Annotated in this window: 23 protein-coding genes; 13 read left to right on the top strand and 10 right to left on the bottom strand. The window is 68.8% G+C overall.

Annotated elements, in window-relative coordinates; genetic code table 11:
• Positions 1–30: 30 nt before the first annotated feature.
• Positions 31–825, top strand: a complete 795-nt coding sequence (locus tag E7Y32_RS05050; RefSeq protein ID WP_146336167.1) for an alpha/beta hydrolase — start codon at positions 31–33, stop codon at positions 823–825.
• A gap of 123 nt (positions 826–948) precedes the next feature.
• Complete coding sequence (gene nhaA / locus E7Y32_RS05045) at positions 949–2310, top strand: Na+/H+ antiporter NhaA (protein ID WP_146336166.1); 1362 nt, start codon at positions 949–951, stop codon at positions 2308–2310.
• Positions 2311–2322: 12 nt separating this feature from the next.
• Here nhaA and E7Y32_RS05040 read toward each other — a convergent pair whose 3' ends face one another.
• The gene (locus tag E7Y32_RS05040) at positions 2323–3588 is read right to left on the bottom strand and encodes an MFS transporter (protein ID WP_261382542.1); all 1266 of its coding nucleotides are present in this window, start codon (positions 3586–3588) and stop codon (positions 2323–2325) included.
• 92 nt (positions 3589–3680) lie between these two features.
• Between E7Y32_RS05040 and E7Y32_RS05035 the strand changes: the two genes are divergently transcribed.
• From E7Y32_RS05035 to E7Y32_RS05015, 5 genes are all read left to right on the top strand, one after another.
• On the top strand, positions 3681–4646 hold the full coding sequence (locus E7Y32_RS05035) for a carbohydrate kinase (RefSeq protein WP_146336165.1): 966 nt from the start codon (positions 3681–3683) through the stop codon (positions 4644–4646).
• A 9-nt stretch (positions 4647–4655) separates the two neighbouring features.
• Positions 4656–5153: a YbhB/YbcL family Raf kinase inhibitor-like protein gene (locus E7Y32_RS05030; RefSeq protein WP_146336164.1), complete on the top strand. Its 498-nt coding sequence runs from the start codon at positions 4656–4658 to the stop codon at positions 5151–5153.
• A gap of 121 nt (positions 5154–5274) precedes the next feature.
• Complete coding sequence (locus E7Y32_RS05025; RefSeq protein WP_146336163.1) at positions 5275–6093, top strand: HAD family hydrolase; 819 nt, start codon at positions 5275–5277, stop codon at positions 6091–6093.
• Positions 6094–6282: 189 nt separating this feature from the next.
• Positions 6283–6480 carry a hypothetical protein gene (locus E7Y32_RS05020; RefSeq protein ID WP_315897988.1) on the top strand — a complete coding sequence of 66 codons (198 nt, stop codon included), beginning with the start codon at positions 6283–6285 and terminating at the stop codon, positions 6478–6480.
• A gap of 25 nt (positions 6481–6505) precedes the next feature.
• Positions 6506–7306, top strand: a complete 801-nt coding sequence (locus E7Y32_RS05015) for a glycerophosphodiester phosphodiesterase (protein WP_261382541.1) — start codon at positions 6506–6508, stop codon at positions 7304–7306.
• Positions 7307–7365: 59 nt separating this feature from the next.
• Here E7Y32_RS05015 and E7Y32_RS05010 read toward each other — a convergent pair whose 3' ends face one another.
• Both E7Y32_RS05010 and E7Y32_RS05005 read right to left on the bottom strand, forming a co-directional pair.
• Entirely contained in the window at positions 7366–8259 is an 894-nt protein-coding gene (locus tag E7Y32_RS05010; protein WP_186467046.1) for an NAD(P)H-hydrate dehydratase, read from the bottom strand.
• Positions 8243–9010 (bottom strand): histidine phosphatase family protein, encoded by a 768-nt coding sequence (locus tag E7Y32_RS05005; RefSeq protein WP_146336161.1) that lies wholly within the window; start codon positions 9008–9010, stop codon positions 8243–8245. Before E7Y32_RS05005 ends, E7Y32_RS05010 begins: the two co-directional genes overlap by 17 nt.
• A gap of 155 nt (positions 9011–9165) precedes the next feature.
• Here E7Y32_RS05005 and E7Y32_RS05000 point away from each other — a divergent pair, with 155 nt between their 5' ends.
• Positions 9166–10290, top strand: coding sequence for a glycerate kinase (locus E7Y32_RS05000; RefSeq protein WP_146336160.1), 1125 nt, complete (start codon positions 9166–9168; stop codon positions 10288–10290).
• A 137-nt stretch (positions 10291–10427) separates the two neighbouring features.
• Positions 10428–11966: an MFS transporter gene (locus E7Y32_RS04995; RefSeq protein ID WP_146336159.1), complete on the top strand. Its 1539-nt coding sequence runs from the start codon at positions 10428–10430 to the stop codon at positions 11964–11966.
• Between the two features lie 10 nt (positions 11967–11976).
• Here the strand turns inward: E7Y32_RS04995 and E7Y32_RS04990 are convergent, their stop codons facing one another.
• Positions 11977–12639: a DUF6766 family protein gene (locus E7Y32_RS04990; protein WP_146336158.1), complete on the bottom strand. Its 663-nt coding sequence runs from the start codon at positions 12637–12639 to the stop codon at positions 11977–11979.
• 51 nt (positions 12640–12690) lie between these two features.
• Complete coding sequence (locus E7Y32_RS04985) at positions 12691–13182, bottom strand: DUF6328 family protein (RefSeq protein WP_146336157.1); 492 nt, start codon at positions 13180–13182, stop codon at positions 12691–12693.
• Positions 13183–13282: 100 nt separating this feature from the next.
• On the opposite strand from E7Y32_RS04985, the gene E7Y32_RS04980 reads away from it, so the two are divergent.
• Positions 13283–14179, top strand: a complete 897-nt coding sequence (locus E7Y32_RS04980; RefSeq protein ID WP_186467045.1) for an SDR family oxidoreductase — start codon at positions 13283–13285, stop codon at positions 14177–14179.
• A gap of 64 nt (positions 14180–14243) precedes the next feature.
• Positions 14244–14777 (top strand): hypothetical protein, encoded by a 534-nt coding sequence (locus E7Y32_RS04975; protein WP_146336156.1) that lies wholly within the window; start codon positions 14244–14246, stop codon positions 14775–14777.
• A gap of 85 nt (positions 14778–14862) precedes the next feature.
• On the opposite strand, the gene E7Y32_RS04970 is transcribed toward E7Y32_RS04975, so the two are convergent.
• From E7Y32_RS04970 to E7Y32_RS04955, 4 genes are all read right to left on the bottom strand, one after another.
• Positions 14863–16218 carry a uracil-xanthine permease family protein gene (locus tag E7Y32_RS04970; protein WP_146336155.1) on the bottom strand — a complete coding sequence of 452 codons (1356 nt, stop codon included), beginning with the start codon at positions 16216–16218 and terminating at the stop codon, positions 14863–14865.
• Positions 16219–16331: 113 nt separating this feature from the next.
• Positions 16332–17015, bottom strand: coding sequence for a response regulator transcription factor (locus E7Y32_RS04965; protein ID WP_146336154.1), 684 nt, complete (start codon positions 17013–17015; stop codon positions 16332–16334).
• Complete coding sequence (locus E7Y32_RS04960; RefSeq protein WP_261382540.1) at positions 17008–18243, bottom strand: sensor histidine kinase; 1236 nt, start codon at positions 18241–18243, stop codon at positions 17008–17010. The genes E7Y32_RS04965 and E7Y32_RS04960 overlap by 8 nt, the downstream gene beginning before the upstream one ends.
• A gap of 238 nt (positions 18244–18481) precedes the next feature.
• Positions 18482–19096 carry a hypothetical protein gene (locus E7Y32_RS04955; protein WP_146336152.1) on the bottom strand — a complete coding sequence of 205 codons (615 nt, stop codon included), beginning with the start codon at positions 19094–19096 and terminating at the stop codon, positions 18482–18484.
• 114 nt (positions 19097–19210) lie between these two features.
• On the opposite strand from E7Y32_RS04955, the gene E7Y32_RS04950 reads away from it, so the two are divergent.
• The gene (locus tag E7Y32_RS04950; RefSeq protein ID WP_146336151.1) at positions 19211–20023 is read left to right on the top strand and encodes a GNAT family N-acetyltransferase; all 813 of its coding nucleotides are present in this window, start codon (positions 19211–19213) and stop codon (positions 20021–20023) included.
• Positions 20024–20027: 4 nt separating this feature from the next.
• Positions 20028–20678, top strand: a complete 651-nt coding sequence (locus E7Y32_RS04945) for a bifunctional 2-polyprenyl-6-hydroxyphenol methylase/3-demethylubiquinol 3-O-methyltransferase UbiG (RefSeq protein WP_261382539.1) — start codon at positions 20028–20030, stop codon at positions 20676–20678.
• A 43-nt stretch (positions 20679–20721) separates the two neighbouring features.
• Here the strand turns inward: E7Y32_RS04945 and E7Y32_RS04940 are convergent, their stop codons facing one another.
• A complete protein-coding gene (locus tag E7Y32_RS04940) occupies positions 20722–22203 on the bottom strand; it encodes an HNH endonuclease signature motif containing protein (protein ID WP_146336150.1) in 1482 nt (493 codons plus the stop codon).
• Positions 22204–22224: the final 21 nt, after the last annotated feature.

Genomic DNA, 22224 nt, shown 5'->3' with positions numbered 1-22224 from the left:
GCCTGTTCACCGGGCCCCAAGGAGGACACAGTGAAGCGGCAGAAGTACCACTACGGCGACGACGCGAGCCAGTGGGGGGAGCTTTTCCTCCCCGACGCGGCCCAGCCCAGGGGCGTGGCGGTGGTTATCCACGGCGGCTACTGGCGTTCGCAGTACGGGGCCGAACTCGGCGAACCGCTGGCCAAGGACCTTGCCGCGCACGGCGTCGCCGCCTGGAACCTCGAGTACCGGCGGGCCGGCAACGGCGGCGGCTGGCCGAACACCTTCGCCGACGTCCTCGCCGGGATCGACAAACTCCGTGACATTGGGGCCGAACACAGCCTCGGCCTGGACCGCGTGGTGGCGCTGGGCCACTCGGCCGGCGGGCACCTGGCCGTCTGGGCGGCCGGCCGCAGCCGGCTCGGCGAGCTTGGCGCCCCTGACGCGGACCGCCAGCTCCAGCGCCAGAACGGCGACGCCGCGGTGCACCTCACCGGGGTAGTCAGCCAGTCCGGGCTGCTGAACCTGGCCGATGCCGAGCGCTTGAACCTCAGCAACGGCGCCGTGAGCAATTTCCTGGGCGGATCCTCCGATAAATACCCCAAACGGCATAAGTTCGCCGATCCGATGAGCGCGGTGCCGCTGCGGATCCCCGTCTACGCCGTGCACACCACAGAGGACGACACCGTCCCGTTGAGCCAGTCCGAATCCTACGCTGCAGCGGCCAAGGCCGGCGGCGCCCCGGTCCAGCTCCTCAAGGTCCCCGGCGACCACTTCGCCCTGATCGAGCCAAAGGCGCCCGCGTACCGGAAATGCCGGGAGCTGGTCCAGCAACTGCTGGGCTGAGCCCGAGCCGGCCTGGCGCCGGGCCCGGGCGTCGGGAGCGCCGGTCATCGCCTAAACTGGACTCAGGTGCGCCGGGAAGTCTGGTCGGCATAGTTCAGTCGACCCAACTTTTAGGACTCCCGCATGAGCCACACACCGCCCCCCGCGCCCCTGTCCGGGAAACCCCGACCGACCATCTTCGGGCGCGGCAGCTACGCCGAATCCCTGCGCATCGGGGAAATCCTCCGCAAGGAAACCGTCGGCGGCGCCCTGCTCGTCGCCGCCGCCGTCGCCGCGCTGATCTGGGCCAATTCGCCGGCGTCGGAAAGCTACTTCGCCCTCCGCGACTTCAAAATCGGCTACGAACCCTGGCACCTGAACCTCAGCCTCGGGACCTGGGCCGCCGACGGACTGCTCGCCATCTTCTTCTTCCTGGTCGGCCTGGAACTCAAACGCGAGTTCGTGGCCGGGGACCTGCGCCAGCTGAACAAGTCGGTGGTGCCGGTCGCGGCCGCCGTGGGCGGGGTCATCATCCCGGCGGTGATCTACGGCGTCGTCAACCTCGGCAGCCCGGAAACGCTGCGCGGCTGGGCGATCCCCACCGCCACGGACATTGCCTTCGCCGTCGCGGTCCTCGCGATCATCGGCTCGCACTTGCCGAGCGCGCTGCGGATCTTCCTGCTCACCCTCGCCGTGGTGGACGACCTGATCGCGATCACCATCATCGCCGTCTTCTACTCAAGCGATATTCAAATCGCCCCGCTGCTGCTCGCTCTTGTACCGCTGGGCCTGTACACCTACCTCGCGCACCGGTACCGCCGCTTCTTCGGGCTTAAAGCCCCAGCGGCCTGGCTCATCCTGCTGCCCATCGGCCTGGCCACCTGGGCCCTGGTGCACGCCTCGGCCATCCACGCCACGGTGGCCGGCGTCCTGCTCGGCTTCGCCATCCCCGTGCTCCGCTCCCAGGCGAGCGGGGGACCGGAGGCCGGACCGGGGCTCTCCGAGATCTTCGAGCACCGCTTCCGACCGATCTCAGCCGGCGTCGCCGTGCCGGTCTTCGCCTTCTTTTCCGCCGGTGTCGCTGTAGGCGGGTGGGAAGGGCTCGGCTCGGCGCTGGCAGACCCGGTCGCCCTGGGCATCATCCTGGCCCTCGTGCTGGGGAAGCCGGCCGGCATCCTGGGCACCACGTGGCTGTTGACCAAGACCACCAGAGCCCGCCTGGACAGCTCGTTCAAGTGGATCGACGTCTTTGGGGTTTCGATCCTGGCCGGGATCGGCTTCACCGTTTCGCTGCTGGTGGCCGAGCTCAGTTTCGGGCACGGCAGCCTCCACGATGACCACGCCAAGGTCGGTATCCTGGCGGCCTCCCTGCTCGCCGCCGTTTTGGCCACGGTGGTGCTCAAGACCCGGAACCGGCAGTACCGGGCGGCGGAGGAAGAGGAGAAGCGCGACTCGGACAACGACGGAATCCCGGACGTCTACGAGAAGGACACCGCGGGGTCGTAGCCGGCCCCGGCGCTACGCGTGGTGGTCGGTGCCGCGCATCCGGACCGCGACGACGAGCCCGGACGCCGCGGTCACGCCGGCGACGACGAAGACAGCCGCCGGGATGCCATAAGCGTCCGCGAGCAGGCCCGAGAGCAGCGCGCCCACGGCGAAGCCGCCGTCGCGCCAGAGCCGGTAGATGCCGACCGACCGGGCACGCCACTGGGGGTGGGACACATCGCCGATGGCCGCCAGCAGGGTGGGATAGACCATCGCCGTGCCGACGCCCAGCAGGACGGCCGCCAGCAGCCAGATTTCAAAGCCGCCGCCGGCAGCCACCATCGCGAGCCCTGCGGCCTGGACAAACATGCCGCCCGCGATCAGCCACTTGCGGCCCAGCCGGTCCGATGCCGCACCGGTCACCAGTTGCACCGCCCCCCAGACCGCCGGGTACACCGCCGCGAGGATGCCGATCCGCTCGATCGAGAGGCCTGCGCCGGCAAAGAGCACCGGAAACAGCCCCCACGCCAGCCCGTCGTTGAGGTTGTTCACCAGCCCGGCCTGGCTCACGGAGGAGAGCGAGCGGTCCCGGAAGCTGGTCAGGGTGAAGATTTCGCGGGTGCTCAGGCCCGCCCCGGCGCGAGCGTGCGCGTCCACATGGTTCGCCGCCTCGGTCTTCGCGTGGTGGTGGGTCTCCTTCACCGCGAGCACGGACAGGCCCAAGCCGAGGGCAATGTACGCGGCGCCGAGCAGGAACGGCGCCGGACGCAGGCCGTAGGAGGCGGCTAGGTAGCCCGTGATCAGGGCGGTCCCGGCCACGCCCAGGTAGCCCGCCGCCTCGTTGAAGCCCATCGCGAGGCCGCGCCGGTTCGGGCCCACCAGGTCCATCTTCATGACCACCGTGGTGGACCAGGTCAGGCCCTGGCTGATGCCGAGGATCACGTTGGCGGCAACAATCCAGGACCAGCTGGTGCCGAAGATCAGCAGCAGCGGGACGGGAAGGGCGATCAGCCATCCCGCCACCAGCACCGGCTTGCGTCCGAAGCGGTCGGAGAGGGTCCCGGCGAAGTAGTTGGTGGCGGCCTTGGCCAGCCCGAAGGCCAGGATGTAGGTCAGCGCGCCCGTGTATTTGTCGAGATGGAAGACGTCGCTGGCCAGCAGGGGCAGCACGGTGCGTTCCTGGCCCAGGGTGCCGCCGACGAGCGCGTTGACGGCCACCAGCAGCATAAATTGGGCGAAGTTTTGGCGCAGCCCCAGTCCCAGGGCGCTCCGGCCCGCCGGAATATCAGTGTCTGCCATGGTCAAAGATTATACCCCTGGGGGTATGCACTCAAATCATCCGCCGCCGGTTCACAGGAGCGCCGGGCCACGTTCTCTGGCAGAGTATGAGCATGCTCACAGTCATCGGTGAGGCCCTGGTTGATGTCGTCCAGCGCTCCTCAGGTATCCAGGCCCATGTGGGCGGCAGCCCCCTGAATGTTGCGGTGGGCCTGGCCCGCCTGGACCACCCGGTGCAGTTCATCGGGCGCTACGGCCGGGACGCCTACGGGGAGGCCGTCGCGGCGCACCTGAAGTCCAGTTCGGTGCTGCTCCCGCTGGGACCCGATGAATTGCCGACGTCGGTGGCCACCGCCCAGATCGACGACGACGGCGCCGCGAGCTACACCTTCGACCTCGCCTGGGAGCTGCCCGGCCTCGCGGACCGGCTGCCCTTTATGCTGCAGGGCAGCACCCTGCTGCACACCGGCTCGATCGCGACCATGCTGGCGCCCGGCGCCGCGGAAGTGCTCGCCGCCGTCGAACATGCCCACCCTTCAACCACGGTGAGCTTCGATCCCAACTGCCGGCCCAGCATCATCACCGACGCCGACTACGCGCGCCGCCAGGCCGAAAAGTTCGTCACCCTCGCGGACGTGGTCAAGGCCTCCGACGAGGACCTCGAATGGCTCTACCCCGGCGTGGATCCGCTGGATTCGGCGCGGCGCTGGCTCTCGCTCGGCGGGTCGGAGGGGCCCGCCATGGTGGTGGTCACGCGCGGCTCGGCGGGCCCGTGGGCGGTCAACGCCTCCGGCGAGGCGCACGCCCCGGCCCCGCCGGTGAAAGTCGCGGACACCGTCGGCGCAGGCGACTCCTTTATGGCGGCGCTGCTCTCCGGCATCGTGGACCTGGGCCTCAACGGAGCCCAGAACCGCAAGGAACTGCGCGAACTCTCGGCCGGCAGCCTGCGCGAACTCCTCGCCCGCGCCGCCGCGGCGGCCGCCGTCACGGTCTCTCGCGCCGGCGCCAACCCGCCCACCCGGGCCGAAGTGCACCAGATGGAACTCGACCCGGAAAGTGCGGGCCTCACCAGCAACTGAGAGGAAGCCATGGCCACCTTCACGCTCCGCAGCGACTCCTTCGAGGACGGCCAGGTCCTGCCCGCGGCCCAGCGCGGCGCTGCGACCGGACCCGGCGGCCGGGACGAATCACTGCCCCTGCATTGGAGCGGCGCCCCCGCCGGCACCCGGAGCTACGCCGTTACGGTATTCGACCCGGACGCCCCCGGCCACGGGGGCTTCTGGCACTGGGCCGTGCTGGACATCCCGGCGGACGTCACCTCGCTGCCAGCCGGCGCCGGCTCGCGGCACGGCGGAGGCCTGCCCCTCGGGGCCTTCCAGCTCCGGAACGACGGCGGTTCGGCCGGCTACCTGGGGGCGGCCCCGCCCAAAGGCCACGGTCCGCACCGCTACGTCGTGACGGTGCTCGCCCTGAACGTGGAGAAGTCCGGGCTCGATGCGGGTGCGTCCCCGGCCAAGCTGGAGGCCAAGCTTGGCCCGCACGTCCTGGCCCGGGCGTCCCTGACCGGCATCTACGAACGGCACTGACCGCCGCCGGCCGCCCCCATGTCCCCGTTTCGACGGTTCCCTGCGCCCAAGACGACTCCGCGCGTCGAACGGGCTGGGAACCGTCGAAACGGCGCCGCCGCCGCCCACGTAGACTGGCAGCATGCGGCTGGTAGCAAGTGATATTGACGGAACGATCCTCGGCCACGACGGCAAGATCAGCGACCGGACCGTGCGTGCCTTCCATGCCTGCCGTGACGCCGGGGTGGAACTGGTCTTTGTCACGGGCCGCCCGCCGCGCTGGCTGCACCCGCTGCAGGACCAGCTGGGCCACGCCGGCACCGTCATCTGCTCCAACGGTGCGGTGGTCTGGGATCTGGAGGCGGACCGTGTGGTGTCCGCCCGCGCGTTGGAGCTCGACGCCGTCTTCGAGGCCCGCCGGATCATCCAGCGGCTGCGCCCCTCCGCGCTGTTCGCAGCCGAAACCCTTACCGGTTTCCACCTGGAACCGGGCTTCCTCGGCACCGGCTCCAGCGGGCTGCTCGCCGAGTTCACGCCGGCCCCGCTGCACCAGACGCTCAGCGCGGACGACGCCGTCGTCAAGTTCCTCGCTATCGTCCGGGAGGGTACCGCGGACGAGTTCCTGGCCGAGGTGTCCCCGGCCGTCGCCCACCTGGCCGCCGCCACACACTCCGCACCCAACATTGCGCTGCTGGAGCTGTCCCTGCCCGGGGTCAACAAGGCCGTGACCCTGGCCGAATACGCGGCATCCCTGGGCGTGCAGGCTCAGGATGTGGTGGCGTTCGGCGACATGCCCAACGACATCGAGATGCTGCGCTGGGCCGGGCACGGCTACGCCATGGCCAGCGGCCACCCGGAGGCCATCCGTGCCGCCGGCCAGCAGGCACCGCACTTCGACGACGATGGCGTCGCCCAGATCCTCGAAGCCAAGCTCGCCGAACTGGGCGTCCGGCTCCCGTAATCGCCCGTAAGCCACGCGACCCGACCGACCCCAACGGCCCCCGGCGGTCACGGGATTCCCAGCTGGCGGACAACTGCCGTTCACCTTGGACTCCTAGGCTGGCAGCACCGAACGGATCGTATGACTGAGGGTGGGGCAATCATGGCCAGGAACGGTAACCGACATCGTGATGAGCAACCGCTGCGGCGGGTGGCTCCGGACGCGCACTGGCAGAGCCTGCGCCAGGGCGACCGCGTGCGGGTCCGGCTGGCGCCCGGGTACGAGACCGGCGGGTTTGTGGACGCCCTGACGGTGGACCACACCACGGTCTGGGTGGACCTCGACGGCGGCGGCCGCACGCTGCTGCACTGCAGCGACGGGGTGGAGATCCTGCCGCAGGGTTCCTGAGCGCACCTGAGGGTACGCTTCAAGAGTGACCGACCCGCACCCCTTCCTGGCCCACGGCGGCGCTGCGGGCGAGCCCGTGGCCATGGCCCACCGCGGCTTCTCGCCGGAAGGCGCCGAGAACACCATGGCCGCGTTCCGCGCCGCCGTCGCCCTCGGCTACCGCTATCTGGAAGCCGACGTGCACACCACCGCCGACGGCGTTCTGCTCCTCTTCCACGACGAAACCCTGGACCGTGTCACGGACGGCAGCGGCCGGATTTCCGAGCTGAGCGCTGAGACCGTGGCCAAGGCCCGGATCGCCGGCGCGGAGCCGATCCCGCTGCTGGCGGAACTCGTCGCGGAGTTCCCCGAGGTCCGGCTTAACCTCGACGTCAAAGACTGGAACTCGGTGGAAACCCTGGCCGCGGCGATCGAGCAGTACAACCTGCACGACCGTGTCCTGGTCGCCAGCTTCTCGGACCGGCGCCGGCGCGCCGTGCTGCGTCGGCTCAGCCGTCCCGCCGCAAGCTCCGCCGGCATGGCCTCCAACGCTCTTTTTGTGCTGCTGGGCCCGCTGCTTCCGGCGCCCCTGTTGCGCCGCGTCACGGCCCGGGCGCTCCGCGGCGTCCATGCCCTGCAGGTCCCGGTCCGCTACGGCGCCGTGCCGGTAGTGACGGCCGGGTTGGTCCGCCGCGCCCACCGCCACGGCCTGCACGTGCACGTCTGGACCATCAACGAACCGGCCGAGATGCATCGGCTGCTTGACCTCGGAGTGGACGGGATTGTCACCGACCGGGCCGACCTGCTGAAAGCGGTCCTGCAGGAACGCGGGCAGTGGCCCCGCTGAGGTCCGGCACCGCGTGCAACGCCCCCAGCCGCCGCGCCGCCGCGGCCCGGGCTTGAACCCTAACTGCTGAGTTCCACCATCAGTGCAGGCAACTCATCGCAGAGCTCCCGCGCCAGATAGCCGAGTCCGCCCAGCCTGCTCGCCAGACGGTCACCCGCGGCAGCATGCAGGTGGGAGCCCCAGCAGGCGGCCTGCGCGTCGGCGGTTCCCCGGGCCCGCAGCCCCGCAATGGCGCCGGCCAGCACATCGCCACTTCCCGAGGTGCCCAGGCCGCTGTGCCCTGTGGTGATTTCCCAAACGCTCCCGCCCGGCTCCGCGATCACACCCTGGCAGCTCACCACGGCCTGGTACTTCTCGGCGATCGCCGGCACGTCGCGGTGGAGCTCGTCAAGATCGCGTCCCAGCAGTATGCCGCCCTCAGTGACGTTGGGGGTCAGGATCAGCCGTCCCGCCCAGGGCTGCAGTTCCCCGGCCAACTCGGGCAGGCAGCCCAAGGCATAGGCATCGAGGACGATGGCGGCCCCGCGCCTCGGCCGCGACCTGCCCGGCAGCAGCAGGGCGCGCAGCAAGGACAGGGTCTCGTCCTTGTCGTCCAGGCCCGGTCCGATCAGGATGGCGTCTGCAGCGCCCACCTCGTCTGCCAGCAACGACGCTGCGGAGCCCTTGACCGATCCATGCGTAGTCTCCGGCAGCCCCACGACGCCGGACTCCGGGAAGGCGACAGCCAGCTGCACCGCCGTCGACTCCGCCACCGCCAGGGTCAGCCGGCCGGCACCGGAGCGCAAGGCAGCGACGCCGGCGAGCAGCGCGGCCCCGGGCGTCTTGCGGGCGCCGCCAACCACCAGCACCGAACCCCGGTCGTCCTTGCTGGAACCGCCGCCGGGCAGCGGCCAGCCGCGCAGCAGCGTCGGAGTCAACTGCACCGCGGGGGAGGGCTTAGCTCGGGTGGACATCGGCGTCTCCAGCGTGCTCGGTGACGGGTACGCCCTGCTCCGCCAGATGGTCCGTCACGTTGAAGCTTTCCAGCTCCCACGCGCCGCTGCCGCCGGCCCGGACAAAGTGGCTGACGGAGGCGTTGAGAATGCTGGTCGTAGCGGCAAGGTCCAGCAGTTCTGCCTCCGAAAGGCCTTGCAGAATGTACCGGAACAGCACGATCAGGGCGTCGTGGCAGACCAGCAGGACCTCTTCTCCGGCATGCTCACGGTCCAGTTCGGCCAGCAGCGAGCGGAGCCGCAGCACGACGTCGGCCCAGGACTCGCCGCCCGGCGGCCGGTAGTAGAACTTCCCCAGCCACCGCCGGCGCTGGGCCTCCTCGGGCAGCCTCGCCTCCACGCCCGCGGACGTCAGCATGTCCAGAATCCCGAGCTCACGGTCGCGGAGCCGCTCGTCCAGCCGGAGCTGGACCCGCCAGCCGCCCGTCTGGACCGCGAGTTCGGCGGTTTGCCGGGCCCGGGCGTAGGGGGAGGACCAGACGGCAGGGCGGCCCTGTTCGGGGACGAGGGCCAGCATCCGTCCCAGCGCCAGCGCCTGTTCCCGGCCGGTGTCCGAGAGTCCGACGTCGGCGTCGCGCGCGGGCACATTGATGACGTGAGCCCCCGTCTGATGAGCGAGCGTCGCGGCCACATTACCTTCGCTTTCCCCATGCCGGACCAGGACGAGTCCCGTGATGCCCGGCAAGCTGCCGCCGTGTCCGATGTTGCCCACCGTAACCTCCTCCTCGCTGGCCCCTCGACGGGCCGAAAACTGCCGTGGCTGTCCACCGGAGGATCCCGGGCCGCCCGGAAAGTGCCCACGTTACTCCCGCGCTCCCGGCCTTGTCGCGGTGCGGGAAAGTCGGTGCCGGCTGGCAGGATGGAGCCATGCGCATCCTGATCGCCCCGGACAAGTTCAAGGGCTCCCTGACCGCCGCCGAAGCCGCCGCCGCCATGGCCGAGGGCGCCCTGCGGGTCTACCCCGACGCCGAAACCGTCCAGTTCCCGGTGGCCGACGGCGGCGAAGGCACGCTGGAGGCAGCCGTCGCCGCCGGCTACGAGGAGCGCCTGAACGCCGTCGTCGGGCCCATCCTCGCCCCGATCGGGGCGGCCTGGGCCATCCGCCAGGATGCTTTCGGCGGCGCTACCGCCGTCATCGAGACGGCACAGGCGTCCGGGCTCGCGCACATGGAACCGACCCCCGCGAACGCCCTGCGCGCGCACAGCTACGGGTGCGGGCAGCTGATCGCGGCCGCGCTCGACGCCGGTGCGACCGAAATCGTGCTGGGTGTGGGCGGCTCAGCGATGAGCGACGGCGGCAGCGGCGCCCTGCGCGCCCTCGGCCTCAAGCCCGTGGACGCCGCCGGGAACGTGGTGCCCCTCGGCGGCGGATCGCTTGCCGAGGTGGCCGCCGTCGACGTCGCCGGACTGGATCCCCGGCTTGCCGCCGTGAAGTTCCGGATCGCCGTGGATGTGCAGAATCCGCTCTACGGGCCCGACGGCGCGGCCCACGTCTTCGGCGCCCAAAAGGGGGCCGACGAGGACACCAGGGAAGTGCTCGACGCCGGGCTGCGCAACTGGGCCTCGGTGCTGCGGCAGGCCAGCGGCCGGGACGTCAACGTTCCGGGCGCGGGCGCGGCCGGCGGGTTCCCGTCGTCGTTCCTGGCCTTCACGAACGCCGCGCTGGAAGGCGGCTTCGACCTCGTAGCAGGGCTCACCGGGCTGGCCGGAAAGCTCGCGGACGCGGACCTGGTGATCACGGGGGAGGGCTCGCTGGACTCCCAGTCACTCACCGGGAAGGCGCCCATTGCCCTGGCAGACGCCGCGCACGCGCTCGGCATCCCGGTGATCATGGTCGCCGGCCGGATCCTCGTCACCCCGGAGGACCTGGCCCGCCACGGCGTGGTCGCCGCCGCCCAGCTGCTGGACGCGGCGCCGAGCCCCGAGGAGGCGATCGCGAAAGCCGCGAAGTACCTGGCGTGGACCACCAGCCAGGTGCTCGAAGGGGCGTAACCCTCCGGCCGGGAGAGCACTCCGGGCGCTCCAACTCTGGTCTCAGGCGTGGCTTGGACTTAAACTGGCCTCAATTGGGGGCCGTGACTCCCTGCCAGGGCCACGCGAAAAACCGTGGCCCTGCCCAGGAGAGCACCATGTCCATGAAGCGCAACAGCACCCGCCGCTCCAAGCTCCAGGAGCGCCGGCTCGAGGTCGAACACATCAACGTCGTTGACCGCCGCGTGATGCGCAAGGCCCTCGGCGGGACCATCGTCGGAAACACGATGGAATGGTACGACGTCGGCGTCTTCGGCTACCTGATCACCACCATGGGCCCGGTCTTCCTGCCCGAGGCGGACAAGACGGTGCAGAACCTGTTCCTGCTCGGCACCTTCGGCGCGACCTTCATCGCCCGGCCGCTGGGCGGGGTGTTCTTCGGCTGGCTGGGCGACAAGATCGGCCGTCAGCGCGTCCTGGCCATGACGCTCATCATCATGGCGGCCTCCACCTTCGTGGTGGGGCTGCTGCCCGGTTACGCCGTCCTCGGCATCTGGGCCGCCGTCCTGCTGGTGGCCACCAAGCTGATCCAGGGATTCTCCACCGGCGGCGAATACGCCGGTGCCACCACCTTCGTCAGCGAGCACGCCCCCGACGCCCGGCGCGGCTACTTTGCCAGCTTCCTGGACCTCGGCAGCTACATGGGCTTTGCCATTGGGGCGGCGCTCGTCACGCTGCTGCAGGTCACCCTCGGCGGGGAGGCGATGGAGGCCTGGGGCTGGCGGCTCCCGTTCCTGATTGCCGGGCCGTTGGGCCTGATCGCCATCTACTTCCGGATGAAGATCGAGGAGTCCCCGGCGTTCCAGGCCAGCCTCGACGCCCAGGCCGCCGGTGCTCCGGCGGGGGAGGCCGCGGAAACCAAGGGCCCGGTCGCGATCTTCGCCTCGCACTGGCGCGGAATCCTGCTCGCCATGATCCTGGTGGCCGCCGCGAACACGGTCGGCTACGCGCTGACGTCGTACATGCCGACGTACCTGACGTCCAACAAGGGCTATGACGAGCTCCACGGCACGCTGCTGACCATTCCCATCCTGGTGCTGATGTCCGCCGCGATTCCGTTCACCGGCAAGCTCTCGGACCGTATCGGGCGCCGGCCGGTGCTCTGGATCGGTTCGCTCGGCACCGTGGTGCTGGCCGCCCCGGCCTTTCTCCTCATCGGTATCGGCGCCATCTGGTCCACCCTGCTGGGCCTGGCGCTGATTGCCTTTCCGCTGACGTTCTACGTGGCCAACCTGGCCTCGGCGCTGCCCGCGCTCTTCCCGACCGAGAGCCGGTACGGGGCCATGGGCATCGCCTACAACTTCGCCGTGGCCATTTTCGGCGGCACGGCCCCGTTCATCATCGCGTCGCTCATTGCCGGGACGGGCAACGAGATGATGCCGGCCTACTACCTGATGGCCACCTCCGCGATCGGGGCCGTGGCGGTCTACTTCATCACGGAGACGGCGGGCAAGCCGCTGATGGGGTCGATGCCCAGCGTCGACACGATTGAGGAAGCCCACGAACTCGTGGCCGGCCAGGACTCCAACGAAAACCTTGACCTCAACGAGATGCCGTTCGACCACACCTACGAGCCTGCCGAGGGCCAGGAACCGCCGGCTGGCCCCGCCGGCCGCAGGGACCGCCCCGCGGACTAGGCGCCCCGGATCAGGTGCCGGTTTCGTAGTGCGGCTCGGCCACGGGCTTGGACTCCGGCGAGCCTCTCTCGCGCAGGTACACGGAGGCGCCCACCAGCACCGCGACGGCGAGAAACTCGCTCTGCCAGTTTTGGAATGACTCGAACCAGAACCGGCTCGTGGCGAGATAGCCCAGCACGCTCACGGCGGGCTGGCCGTGGGCCTGCTGCTCCTGGCTGTACTCCTCGCTGCCGCCGACCGCGTGAAGCACGACGGACATCAGGAAAAGCAGCGCGAACATGATCGAGAGGGAGTGCTCGTACAGCTTGAGTACCCACCCGCCGCGGCGCACCGGCCACGGCGTCGCCGCCTTGATCGTGGCGTGCCGCGGATCCTCATCCTGCGGGGCTTTCTTCCCCATTGGTTTGGACTCGGAGGACCCCTTTTGGAACAGGAACACCGTCAGGATGACGTACATGCCCATCTGCAGGAACTCCGACTCCCAGTTTTCAAAGGTCGCCTCTAGGAAGGCGCCGGTGCCCAGGTACTCGACGATTCCGACGGCGGACTGGCCGTGGGAGACCTGGTCTTCGCTGTAGTCGGCGGCGCCGCTGACCACCATGCCGCCGAAGAAGACCAGAAAGAGCCCGAGGTTGGCCAGCAGTAGTCCGTGTTCTTTGGCCCACTTGCGCATTGTTGCTCCTGACTCTAATGAAATCCTCTGAACGTCTGTATCGGCCATGACCTACTCCCGCCCGGCCTGACGGCGGAGGCGGTTGGGAATCAGGACCAGCAACGCCAACAGTACGGCGAGCAGCGCGCCACCTGCGGTAAGCCCGGCGGCCCGTCCCGCCGCCACGTCAAAGACCAGGGCCGAGGTTCCCACACTCAGGAGTGCGACGCCGGCCAGTGCCACTTTTGCGATGCGGTCGGCGCTGGCCACAAGCGTGTCCTTGAGCCCCTTGCGGAAGAGCCGGCGGTGCGCGCTGACCGGCAGCAGGATCAGGGCAGTGGTCAGGGCGGCCAGCACGACATTGGTGAGGTAGAGCGTCAGCTGGAATCCGTCCAGGGTCTCGAAGCGGGTCTGGAACGGAAGGGTCAGCAGGAAGCCGGCCAGGATCTGGACGCCGGTCTGGAGCACCCGGAGCTCCTGCAGCAGCTCCGCCCAGTTTCGGTCCATCTTCTCGTCGAAGGATTCATCGCGGCGGCCCCCGCGGGCTTCCTCAGCGTCTGGCATCTGCGCTCCTGACTCACATCCAGATTGGTACTAAGCTTACTGACGATTTTCGGGTACGGTGGAGAAACAGGAAAACCGACACATTCGGGTAGGTGGACTATTGAGCAACTCTAAGCAGCAGGACCAGCCGAAAGACCCCCGGGGCGGCTACCACGCCGGGCCCTTCCCCGAGCAGGTCCAGGAACAGCCCGGGCTGACGGCGCCCATGAAACCCACGCCGGATCACGGCGAGCACAGTTACGAGGGCAGCAACGCCCTCGAAGGCAAGGCCGCGCTCATCACCGGCGGGGACTCCGGCATCGGTAAAGCGGTGGCCATCGCGTTCGCCCGTGAAGGGGCCGACGTCGCCATCTCCTACCTCCCCGAAGAAGAGGAGGACGCGCAGGATACCGCCGCCTGGATCCGGAAGGCAGGGCGGAAAGCGGTCCTGCTCCCGGGCGACGGGCGGAGTGAGGAATTCGCGTCCGGGATCGTAAAAGACACCTTGGCCGAGCTCGGACGGCTCGACGTCCTGGTCCTGAACGCGGCCTATCAGAAAAACCGGGACAGTTTCGAGTCGCTGCCCACCGAGGAGTTTGACCGGGTCTTCAAGACCAACCTGTACTCCCTGATCTGGACGGCCCGCGCCGCCGTGCCGCATTTGACGGCCGGCGCGTCGATCATCACGACGGCGTCAATTCAGGCGTTCAACCCCTCGCCGGAACTCATCGACTATGCCATGACCAAGGCGGCGCAGGTGGCTTTCACCAAGGCTCTGGCGCAGGAGCTCGGGCCCAAGGGCATCCGGGTCAACGCAGTAGCGCCCGGCCCCATCTGGACGCCGCTGATTCCGGCCACCGAATGGCCGGACAAGCTCCCCAGCTTCGGCCAGGACACGCCGCTGGGGAGGGCCGGCCAGCCGGCGGAACTCGCCGCGGCCTACGTATTGCTGGCGTCCGACCACGGCTCCTACATCTCCGGCGCCGTGCTGCCCGTGACCGGCGGCAAGGGCCTCTGACAGGCACGCTTTCCGATCCGACCATCCAGATTCGAACGACCAAATGCGAAGCAGGAGGAACGACATGACTCAGGAAAACCAGCACGGAAACCCCGTGGAGGAAGAAGCAGGCGGCTACGGAACGCCCACCGCGGAGCAGGAACTCCCCGGCGGCGACGCGAAGACCTTCGCCCAGCCGCGCGAGGAGGAAGCCTTCGATGCCGCGGGCCTCAACCAGGACAGCCCGGACGGCGAGACGTACCCGGCCGGCGCCCCGGATCTGAGCCAGTTTGGCGCTGAAGACCAGGACAGTGCAGGAGAACCCGGAGCCGGACGCTTCGGAGGAACGGAGGAGCAGATGAGCGCCGAGAACCAGAGCAGCGAAGCCGGATTCGAACCGGGCAGCAAGTCGAGCGCTGAGAGCGGCGGCGCGGTGCCGTCCGCGGACGCCGAGATGGACGCGGCCAACACGGAGGAACCCGAGCCGGGCCGGCCGTTCTCCTCGGAATCCGGCCAGGACGCGGCCGGCATCCCGGACGGCAGCGGCACCGACCTGCCGGAGGAGAAGGCTCCGAAGGACCGCGACAGCGAAGACACGGAGTCGTTCGACGCCGGCTAGACCGCCGCGGACACGTCGAAGGCCGGCACCCTGCCACCCGAAGGTGGGAGGGTGCCGGCCTTCTTTTGTGCGGTGGTCCGGCTTGTTAGCGGCGCTTCTTCGGGGCGCGCTTCGCGGCGGCGTTGACGGCTGCCTTGACGGCCGCGACCGGCGCGGCGTCTTCGGTTTCCGGTTCGGCCACGGTGCCGCGGGCCTTGGCGATGGCCTTCATGCCGTGGTAAATCACCAGGGCGGCCGCCGAACCCAGCGCGATGCCGGTGAACTTCAGGTCGCCGATAGTCCAGGTGTAATCGGCGATACCGACGATCAGCGCCACAGCGGCAGTGGTGAGGTTGATCGGGTTCGAGAAGTTCACCTTGTTCTGCACCCAGATCTTCACGCCCAGGACGCCGATCATGCCGTACAACATGGTGGCGGCACCGCCGAGCACGCCGGCCGGAACCGTGGCGATCAGCTCACCGAACTTCGGCGAGAAGCTCAGCACCACGGCGAAGACGCCCGCCACCCAGTAGGCCGCCGTCGAATAGACCTTGGTGGCGGCCATAACGCCGATGTTCTCGGCATAGGTGGTGGTGCCCGAGCCGCCGCCCAGGCCGGCCAGCACCGTGGCGGCGCCGTCGGCCATCAGCGCGCGTCCGGAGACGCCGTCGAGGTTCTGCCCGGTCATGGCGGACACTGACTTCACGTGGCCGATGTTCTCCGCCACCAGCACCAGCACCACCGGCACAAACAGGCCGACGACGCCGAGGTGGAATTCGGGGGTCTGGAAGTGCGGGAGCCCGACCCAGGCGGCGGCGTCGACCTTGGCGAAGTTGACCTCGCCGCGGATCATGGCGACGAGATAGCCCACCACCACGCCCACCAGGATGCTCAGCCGGCCCAGGATGCCGCGGAAGAAGACGCTGACGACGATGATCACGGCGAGGGTGATCAGGGCGGTGATCGGGGCGGCGTCGAAGTTGTTCTTGGCTGCCGGGGCGAGGTTGAGGCCGATCAGGCCCACGATGGCGCCGGTGACGATCGGGGGCATCAGGCGGTTGATCCACCCGGCGCCGAACTTCTGCACGACCGCGCCGATAATGGCCAGTCCGACGCCGGCCAGCACCACGCCGCCGAGCGCACCCGGGATGCCGTACTGCTGCTGCGAGGCCATGATCGGGGCGATGAAGGCGAAGGAGGACCCGAGGTAGCTGGGCACCCGGCCCTGTGTGATGACGAGGAACAGCAGGGTGCCGATGCCGGAGAAGAACAGGGTGGTGGCCGGGGGCATGCCCGTGATGATCGGGACCAGGAAGGTGGCGCCGAACATGGCGACGACGTGCTGCATGCCGACGCCGATCGTCAGGGGCCACGCGAGGCGCTCATCGGGCCGGACAACCTCGCCGGGGCGGATGGACCTGCCGTTTCCGTGGATCTTCCATTTGGTGCCGAGCATGCTCATTGCAGCGAGCCTTTCAAGAATGTGTGGCGGGACCGGGAAGGAATCTTCCGGGTGCCACTTTACCGCGCCGGCCGCACCGGAGGGCCGCGGCCGGCGCCGTGGACGTAGGCGTTTCAGGCACCCAGGAGGCGGCGCTCGTGGGCGAAGGCGATTAACTGCAGCCGGGTGCGGAGCTCCAACTTGTCCAGGACGCTGCGCAGGTGCGTCTTGATGGTCGCTTCGGAGACGAACAGGCTCTCCGCCATTTCCCCGTTACTGAGTCCTTTGGCCGCGAGCAGGAACACGTCCCGTTCCCGCACGGACAGGACATTGAGGATGGATAGGTCCGGGCCCGGAGCTGGCGCATTGCGGGCGGCATGTTCAAAGAGGGAGTGGATGGATCCCGGTGCGATGACCGAATACCCGGAGTGGACGGTGCGGATGGCCGCTAGGAGGAACTCGGGTTCGGCGCTCTTGAGCAGGTAACCGCTTGCGCCGGCCTGCACAGCCTCGACCACGGCCTGGTCTCGGTTGAAGGTGGTCAACGCTATGATTTTCGGCTTGTCGGTGCCGCCGGCCGCAGCGTGCTGAACAATGCGCCTGGTTGCCTCGATGCCGTTCATCACCGGCATGCGAAGATCCATCAGCAACACGTCGGGGCGAAGTTCGGCTGCCAGCGCAACTGCCTGCTGTCCGTCGTCGGCCTCGCCGCAAAGCTCCATGTCCTCCTGGCTCTCAATGAGCATGCGGATCCCGGCGCGGAACAAGGGCTGGTCGTCCACCAGGGCCACAGAGATGCGCGCCCCGGTATCAGCCATGATGGTCCGCTTTCGCGGTGGCCTCCGCCGGAAGGGCCAGGCCCCCTGAGGGCAGCACCAGCTCAGGTTCGGCCCCGGGCGCGGCGCTGACGGTGTCTCCGGGCTCCGCGCCGGCGGCCTCTTCAGATGCCCTCAGATCCCGGGTTCCGTAGGGGATGAAGACCGTCACCCGGAAGCTTTCGCCATCCGGGCCGGCGGTCAGCCATCCGCCGGCAAGGTGGGCGCGTTCGCGCATACCGGGAAGCCCGCGCCCGGTCCGGGGCACGGCCGTATCCGCAGCGTGTTCCAGGCCGTCGGGGGCTATTTCCGAGGCCACATGCAGGGTCAGGCCGGGCCCGCTCCAGTCGAAGTGGAGCCGGACGTCGGTGCCGCGGCCGCCGTGTTTGAGCGCGTTGGTCAGGCATTCCTGCACGATGCGGAACACCGCCACCTGCTGTCCCGTGGAGAGGTCCACGGGTGCCCCGGATTCGCTGGGGTGGATTTTCAGGCTGCCCCGCTGCATGCTTTCGATAAGAGCGGGAATGTCGCTCAGCCGCGGCTGGGGCGTCACCAGGCCGTCATCGCGGACCCCCTCGATGACGCGCTGGGCGTCCACGAGGGCGCTGCGCGCCGACCGGGCAATGGTGTCCAAGGCGTTGAGGACGGCTTTGGGCTGGTCCTTGCTCAGGTACCGGGTGCCGTCAGCCTGCGCGGCGATGACCGCCAGGGAATGGGCGAGCACATCGTGAAGATCGCGGGCGATCCGCGTTCGTTCCTGCTCCACGATCAGGTCGATCTCAGCTTCCTGCAGGCTGTTCCGGTCCAGTTCCCGGGCACGAAACAGGCTGCCGCGTTCCTGGTAAAGCGCCAGCAAAAGTCCGGCGGCGGCGCAGGCCGCGGCGATCAGCAGGAGGAGCGCGAAGAGTTGCCAGCCGTACCGCAGGAACATGGGCCTGTCGCCGTAATACATGGGCAGGAACCAGCCGACCCCACCGCCGTACCGCCAGGAGAGCATGAGGTAGGTCATGAGGGCAACAAAAACCAGATTGGCGGCCGCCGTGACGTAGCGCATCCGGGGCGGTGCGGTCCAGAGAGTGAAGCCCAGGGCTATGAAGGAGCCCAGGTAGATGGCCCAGTGATTGGCGTACATTGCCGGCAATGCCAGGCTCAGCTGACCGGCGAGGAGCGCCACAGTGAACCCGAGGGACACCAGCGGTTTCCAAGCGGCAGTGGCGACTGCCAACGTCATCAGCACCAGCGGCCAGTTCCCTGACCACGTCAGCCAGGATCCTCCCATCCGCCCGGCCTCAGCCACACACCACAGGGAGAAAAAGATGACGGCCGCCACGGGGGCGCCCCAACGCCGTGCAAAGTTCAGAACTGGTTCCATGCCAGTCACCCTATCCACGGCAATTGCGCGATTCTCTTCATATCTCCGCGATCTCAACCAGAAAGCCAGCTTATTCATTCTTGGAGCCAGATCCTGGCTATGCACGGTCCTCCGGCAAAGGAACCCGGGGTCTCTTTGCGAGGATCATCTCCGCGAGGTCCATTCCTGTTTCGCGGTTCTGCCTCCCGGAAGGCACCAGTCGGAAAACGGCGACATATGGGGTGCCCCACGAGTCAATTTCAATGATCACCATGGGCCGGCGCTCCAGCGGCCTCCGCAGGGTTTCCATTCTCACTGAGACCACCTGCTCCCACGGCACGAGTCCGAAGTAGACGGGCCGCCGTCGTGGTCTAACGAGCTGGATCCCGCGGGCGTCCGCGACCAGGGCAAGGACGTATCCGGTCCCCTTCGCTTTTGGTGACAGCGGCCCTTTCTTGAGGAACCGTCCAAGTTCCCGTCCGGTCCAGAACGTATCCACCACGAGCGCCCCTGGATGGGCCAGCTGCAGCTGTGCCTTGAACGTTCTCGCTTTGTGAAACAGCCATGCCAGCCACATGGGGACGACCACCGCCAAAAGAAGCACGACGACGGCCAGCACCTTGAGACTGTCCGGATAGCGCGCGGCATCATTGACCTTGACCAGAAGCCTGACAAGAAGAACAGCAACTCCGGTGGCGCCGACTGCTGCGCCCAGCCGACGCTTTGTACCCATCTGACCTCCCCCGGGCAGGCCAGGCTGGCCGTGCTACCGCTTACCGTACTACCCGCCCGGGACGGGACAGGTTTCGACGCCAACCTGGCCGCCGGCCGCTGTACCGTGGGCCGGATGGATACTTCAACACTCCTTGCGGCGTATGACCAGCAGCTCCGCACCGACGCCGAGACCCCCAGCGCGGCAGCCGTCGAGCGGCTGGGCCCCCTGCGGCTCGTGACCTTCGCGGGCGGCCGCGGGTTTGTGACCTATCAGGACCTGGCCGGAGCCAGCGCGGAGACGATCGCCCGGTGGGTGGCCGTGGCCGTGGCGTTTTACCGTGCGGATCCGGACATCGTGCGCGTTGAATGGAAGACCCGCGGCCACGACCATGCGCCCGGGTTGCACGAAGCGCTGCTGGAGAACGGTTTTGAGCCGGACGAAACCGAGTCCGTGATGATCGGCGCCGCCGGTGCGCTGGACGTCGACGCGGCCCTGCCGTCCGGCGTGAGCCTGCGGCGCGTGACGGAGGAACCGGACATCCGGGCGATGAGCGCTATGCAGGACGAGGTGTTTGGCAGTCCTGTTTCGGACGGAAATGCCGAGGCGATCCTGCGCCGGATGGCCCGCGACGACGGGATGGAGCTGTGGGTGGCCGAACATGATGAGGTGGTGGTCAGCGCGGGCCGGCTGGAGCCGGTGCCGGACACGGACTTCGCCGGAATCTGGGGCGGGGCCACGCGCGAGGAGTGGCGCGGCCGGGGCATCTACCGCGCGGTCACCGCAGCCCGGGCGCGTGCGGCGCTGTCGCTGGGCAAGACGCTCATCCACAGCGACTCCACCGAATATTCACGGCCGATCCTGGAGCGCTACGGCCTGGTCCGGGTGTCCACAACGACCCCGTATCGCTGGCGGGCTGAGCATCTTGACGGCGCCGTGGCAGACTGATGCCGTGAATCCGGGACCCGGACCCGGACCCGGACCCGGCTACGCCGCATACGCCGCCAAGATGCGCGGCCTGATGGACGCCGGCGTAGACCTCGAGGTGGACGCGAGATTCGTTGACATGCTGAGTCCGCGGCGGGCCCACATCCTGGATCTCGGCTGTGGAATTGGGTCGGCGGTCGGCGCGCTTCGAGCCCGCGGCCATATGGCGTACGGCGTTGATCCGTCCGACGACGTCCTGACGGTAGCCCGCGAGCTGTTCGACCCGGCCTGTTTTCAGGACATGAGTGCCGGTGCCGTGTCTGCCTCGGCACTGCCTGCACGGGGCCTTCCGGGCGCCTTTGACTTCGTCTTCATGTCCGGGAACGTCCCTGCCTTCCTCACTGATGACGCTCTGCCGAAAATCTTCAAGCAGGTCTCCTCGATCCTGAATCCGGGTGGCGGCCTCATCATCGGTACTTCCACGAAGGCCAAGGGCGGCCCTGCGCAGCAGGATGTGGCGGCCGCCGGCTCCGGCCTCACCCTGACCCACCGCTTTTCGGACTGGCACCTCGGCCCGTTCAGCGAGGAATCACCCTGGTCGGTCAGCGTCTACTCGAACGCGGGCACGCGACGAGCGGCCGAGGGCCCTGACGGGATGTTTGTGCTCGGCGCATGATGCGCCGTCGCGGGGGCGGCTCTTGGCCAACTTCCCGTGTGCCTCAGCAGCGGAAGTAGTGGTTGCGTCGGGGTGTTTGGTGGGGGTCGATGTGGGGTGGCGGGATGAACCAGGGGATGCCGTTGCGGGGTTGGATGGTCCATTGTTCTTTGTGGATCAGGTGGTGATGGTGTGAACACAGGAGTGTTCCGTTGTCGGTGCTGGTGGTGCCGGCGCGGGACCAGTAGGTGATGTGGTGGGCTTCGCACCAGGGGGCGGGGATGGTGCAGCCGGGGAAGGTGCAGCCTTGGTCGCGGGCGGTGATGGCTTTGCGGATGTGGGGCGGGAAGACGCGGGTGGTGCGGCCGATGTCCAGGACCCGGCCTTCGCTGCCGAGCAGGACGGGGATGATGTCGGCGTCGCAGGCGATTTTGCGGATGGTCGCGGCGGTGACGGGACCGGTGAACGCCATGGTGCCCGTGCCGGTGAACCCGAAGGGGCCGGTGCCTGGTCCTCCGGCGTCCCCGGTCCCGTCCAACGTCGCAGCTTCCTCTGTGTCGGTCAGCCGGGTGAGGCGTTCGAGCAGGTCGCGGTAGTCGATGGTGACCATGACCTGGGGCCGGAGTCCGCCCGCGGCGGGGAGTCCGCCGGAGGCCATGGCGACCTTGCAGCCGCCGACGAGGCCGTCGAGGTGTTTCTGCGGCCGGGACCGCCGGTCCAGTTGGTTTGGCACGAAACCGTCGGCGGCCTCGTTGCCGGCCGTACCGCCGCCGGTGCGGGGGTTGGTGGCGGTGTTCATCACGGTCAGAAGGTGTTCGAACTGTTCGGTGGTGGCGAAGATTTCCAGGTGCTGCAGCCCGTGGCAGGGTTTGCGGATGAACGCGCCCTGGAGCTGGCGGAGGACTTCCTCGGAAGGTTCGGCGCCGTCCTGGTCGATCGCGTCCACCCAGCGCTTCGTGATCCGGGTCAGGAAGTCGGGGTCGTGTTCGGCCGCGGTGCGGGTCAGGGCGTGTTCCATCCGGGCACTGGTCTCCGGATCGCAGACGGGCCGGACCCGGTCCAAAGCGTGGGTGATGATGGTCGCGGACCGGGACGGGACGGCCCCGGCGGCGACGGCCGCGGCGAGTTCCTCGCGCACCGGCGGCAGCGGCTGGCCGGTCATCCCGGTGCGGGGCAGCAGGTCCTGCGCCAGGGTGAGGCGGCGGTGGGCCTCGACGGCGCTGATCTGCAGCTGGTCCCGGAGGAACTCGGAGGTTTTGCGGTAGCCGTCGTCGAGGGCCGGGGCGCCGTCGTTCGCCGCCTCGAAGCGGGTGCGCTGCACCGCCCCGGCGGCGACGAGCTGCAGGTATTCCGCGGCCCGGGTGATCTCCTCGACCCGGCCGGCGAACTCCGCCGCCTCCGCGAAACCGAGCAGCGCGGCGTCGCCGACCGCCGTCGCACAGAACCCGCGCAGCTGCCCGAGAACGCTGTCCAGCGGCGGAACCCGGCGCCCCTCACCGTCCGGCCTGCCGGCCGGACGAACGATGAGAGCTGCACCGATTCCCATGACTCAATCCTGCCGGGGACC

Source organism: Arthrobacter sp. UKPF54-2 (assembly GCF_007858535.1).
Lineage (GTDB): Bacteria > Actinomycetota > Actinomycetes > Actinomycetales > Micrococcaceae > Arthrobacter.
Note: the sequence above shows the minus strand (reverse complement) of the source record. Positions and strands in the feature narration are given on the sequence as shown.